Origin of the sequence: Actinomadura rubrisoli, from assembly GCF_004349215.1 — a bacterium.
Classification (GTDB): domain Bacteria; phylum Actinomycetota; class Actinomycetes; order Streptosporangiales; family Streptosporangiaceae; genus Spirillospora; species Spirillospora rubrisoli.
The window spans coordinates 1-3,680 of the sequence record NZ_SMKU01000550.1 but is presented as its reverse complement, the minus strand read 5'-3'; the positions used below and the strand labels follow the sequence as shown (position 1 = coordinate 3,680).

Annotated in this window: 3 protein-coding genes and 1 tRNA gene; all 4 read right to left on the bottom strand. The window is 68.6% G+C overall.

The genetic code is table 11. The features are described 5' to 3' along the window. Nucleotides 1-125: 125 nt before the first annotated feature. The 4 genes from E1298_RS45090 to E1298_RS45075 all read right to left on the bottom strand — a co-directional run bounded on the left by E1298_RS45090 (nucleotide 126) and on the right by E1298_RS45075 (nucleotide 3,538). Nucleotides 126-1,196 (bottom strand): hypothetical protein, encoded by a 1,071-nt coding sequence (locus tag E1298_RS45090; protein ID WP_131903511.1) that lies wholly within the window; start codon nucleotides 1,194-1,196, stop codon nucleotides 126-128. An 811-nt stretch (nucleotides 1,197-2,007) separates the two neighbouring features. Beyond that, nucleotides 2,008-2,084, bottom strand: a tRNA-Ala gene (locus tag E1298_RS45085). A gap of 57 nt (nucleotides 2,085-2,141) precedes the next feature. Beyond that, complete coding sequence (gene sepX / locus E1298_RS45080; protein WP_131903510.1) at nucleotides 2,142-2,681, bottom strand: divisome protein SepX/GlpR; 540 nt, start codon at nucleotides 2,679-2,681, stop codon at nucleotides 2,142-2,144. Nucleotides 2,682-2,899: 218 nt separating this feature from the next. Then, on the bottom strand, nucleotides 2,900-3,538 hold the full coding sequence (locus E1298_RS45075; protein ID WP_207945242.1) for a GNAT family N-acetyltransferase: 639 nt from the start codon (nucleotides 3,536-3,538) through the stop codon (nucleotides 2,900-2,902). Nucleotides 3,539-3,680: the final 142 nt, after the last annotated feature.

Here is a 3,680-nt window from a genome sequence, read left to right as displayed (position 1 = left end):
GGGCGCCGCCACCCTCAAGAGCTGGTGCATCCTGCGGAAGGCTCGCTGCTCACCAAGCCGCCTGACCGCGATCGTCCAGGCGATCCTCGCCCTGCACCATCACGCCAACTGAGGTTGGAAAGACCTCATTCCCTTGAGGAACGCATGATTGGCTGTCTTCTGGTTCGTGAGTGGCATGGGGGCTTCCTTGCTTGTCGGTGGCGGCGTTTTGGATTCTGCTCGGCGCCGCTGACAAAATGGTGCAGCTCGCCCTCGGCGAGCAGGGCGATCAGGCTGTGAGTGTGTATTCGTCCTGGTGGCGGGCCTGGTGAAAGGCGGTGTTGCTCGCGGTCGATGTGGAAGGTCCAGTACGCGTCCAGGTCGCCGTTGCTGATGACGGCTCGCAGCTTCAGGATCGCTTCGGCTCCGGTCAGGCCCCACCTCGCGCCGGTGATCTCCAGCCTGTCGCCCACCAGGTGCCTGGCGGTGCCCTCGACCGCTCCGGCGGCGATCGGCCAGCCTTGTTCCAGAGCGTGGTCGTAGTGCAGGAACTCGCGGTGGCCGGACAGATAGCGGGCGGCGGCCTTCAGGCCGCCGCGCCGGTCGGTGGGGGCGGTGACGGCTTGGGTGTTCATGTCGGTAATGACCTGATCGGTGTTGCCGGCCAGCAGGCCCAGCGCCCAGGCGGCGACGCGGTGTTCGGCGCCCGGGTCGTCGGTGGTGTGCAGGCAGCGCGCGGCGCGCCGGCAATATTCCAGCACGTGGATCAGATCGCAGACGATGTGGATCGGAACGCCGCGGCGGGCGGCCTCGGCCTGGAGCAGGTGGATCTGGTGCGGGTCACCGTCGACCAGCACCACCCAGGTCCGGGCATGGCCGGGGTCACGGGCTTGGGCCTGGTCGAACGCGGTGCCGATCACCACGCTCGCGGGCTCGATCACCGATCCGTAGATCCATTTGCCGGTCGCGGTCGGCCCGGCTCGCACTCTCCGCTGACCGGTGCGTTCACCGAGACTGATCACATCGTGGGGTCGGCGCGGTGCGGGGACGGCGTCATGAACCACCACCAGGGTGGCCATCGGTTTGCGATGCGGCTTCTCACCCGAGGCCAGCCGGGTGCGAAACACCGCCCGGTGGACCGCGGCGGCCTTGCGGGTGGCCGACCGCAACGCGCCGGGACGCATCACCACGCCTTTCCCGTCGGGGCTGATGACCAACAGATCATCAGCGGTGCGAGGAGCCGGGATCCGGGCGGCGTAGAAGGTGATTCGGTGAACGAGGGCGCACTCTCACTAACCAGTTGCTCCTTCAAGAACCGCGTCTGGTTCTGTTCTCAGTTCGGGCAACTGTCTTCTGCGCGGGTCTTCGTCAGCTCGCGTGACTGCCGGACGTCGAGGGATTCACGGCCTCCCATCGTCTACGCGCTCGTGGTGATGCTCCCGTGGATCACCGAGAGCTCTGGACGAGGGGCCATCCCCGCGTGCGCGGGGAGCACCAGGCTGCCCCCAGCCAGCCGCTTCGTCGCGGGGACCATCCCCGCGCGGGGATGGTCCCGTCCTGGACGGGGCGCCCAAGACCTGGACGGAAGCCAATCGTCCTTGTCGCGATCATGCTGGCCCACGCGGCACGCGCCGCTTCAGACAGTCCGTCCCCGAGCCGCAGCAACTCTGCCGCATCTTCGAACACACTGGCATCCAAGCCGTCCGCCCCTGTGGCCACAGGGATCGCAGAAACGCTGTGGCTTGGCCTGCTGGCGCTTTACCGATCACCAGCGTCTACCCGGGCATCCTGCGGGCCGCAGAGGTCTCCCTCGGGCGACATGTGGGGGCAGGTCGGCAGGGAGGGGACGTGGGTCACGGCCGAGTTCTGACTGCGGGTGCGCTGTGGTCGCAGGGGTGGCGTTAGGGATAGATCTTGGTTGCCGGATCGTGTCATCTGGTACTGGGGGATCCTGATGACAGCTTGATGACAGACGATCATGATCCTGGTCGGGATGATCTCCGATCAGGGCCTTGAGCTGCGTCTTCGTGGTGGAGCTGAGGGGATTTGAACCCCTGACCCCCTCGATGCGAACGAGGTGCGCTACCGGACTGCGCTACAGCCCCGAGGACTCCGTAAGGTTAGCAAACTTCCGGGGGTGCTCGCGCATCGGTATTCGGTGGTCACTCGCCTACGGCGCGGCGGTCGTCGGCGTACTGGTCGAAGACCTCTTCGGGGGTGGGGAGCTCGATGATCTCGGCGGGCTCGGTGGTCTGGGCGGTCTGGGCGGCGCGGCGGGCTTCTTGGGCCTTGGCGCGGGCCAGGGCCCGGGCCTCGGCTTCGGCGCGGCGGCGGGCGGTGTCCATGCCGACGGCGACGCGGAGGAGGGACAGGTGGCCGGCCAGCAGGACGGTCGGGGGCAGGATGATCCACCAGGGCGCGAGGCCGGAGGTGACGACGGCGACGGCGGTCAGGACGAGGAGGGTGAGGCCGGACGTGCGGCGGCGGCGGCGCGCGATGATGGTGGCGCGGCCGGTGCGGCGGCGGGGTGGTTCCTCCTGGGTCTCGGGTTCTTCGGCGGGCTCCTCGGCTTCGGCGGGTTCCTCGGTGCGCTTGTGGAGGAGGCGGGAGATGCCGGCCTCGGTGTCGCGGCGCAGCCACATGGGGACGAGGACGATCGCCCAGACGGCGACGATGGCGAGGTACAGGACGGCACTGCTCACCGGCCCACCGCCGTTCCCAGGGCACGCTTGACAGGCGGGCCGACTTTCGGCGCGCGAGCGTGCAATGGGAGCAGGGTCACGCCCCGCACGGTACGAGCCGGTGTCAGAGGTTGACGAGCATAAGGGGCGGTGTGTCGCGAGATCGATGTTGTCGTTACTCTCCGTTTGCCGGGCCTTCTCGATCGCAGGATTCTTACGGCGGGAAAGTCAGGCGGGCGTCATGACGATCGTGGAAAGGCCTGCCGCCGTTCGGCGATCCAGCGGGCGCGCAGGCCACCGGGCACGTCCTCGACGGTGAGGGCGTAGCAGATGTGGTCGCGCCACGCGCCGTCGATGTGCAGATGGCGGCGGCGAATTCCCTCTTCCCGGAATCCGAGCTTTTCGACGACGCGGCGGCTGGCGGCGTTCTCCGGACGGATATTCGCCTCCAGGCGATGGAGGCCGACGGTGAAGAAACAGTGGTCGACGGCGAGGGCGACGGCGGTGGGAATGACGCCGCGTCCGGCGACCTGGCGGTCGATCCAGTAGCCGATCTGGGCGGAGCGGGCCGAGCCCCAGACGATGGCGCCGATGGTGAGCTGGCCGGCGAACCGGTCCTCGTGGGTGACGACCCAGGGCAGGGCGAGGCCCTGGCGGGCCTCGCGGCGCATGGTGTGGACCATGCTGACGTACGGGCCGAGGCCGCTGCGGAACAGCGGCGTCTCGGGGTTGGTGGGCTCCCAGGGGCGCAGCCAGTCGGCGTTGCGGACCCGCAGCTCACGCCAGACGGCGGCGTCGCGATGCCGCAGCGGGCGCAGCCCGACCGGCCCCTCGGTCAGGGTGACCGGCCATCCCCGCAAACGTTCCACGGTTCCCATGATTCCCTGGTAGGGCGGGTGGACGCCATCAATTGTCGCTGTAATTTCCACTGTGCAGAACGCCCAGGAGGTGGGCGACCTCGCGGGAGAGGGCCGTACGGGCGGGTTTCAGGTAGTCGCGGGGGTCGGTGAGGGCGGGGTC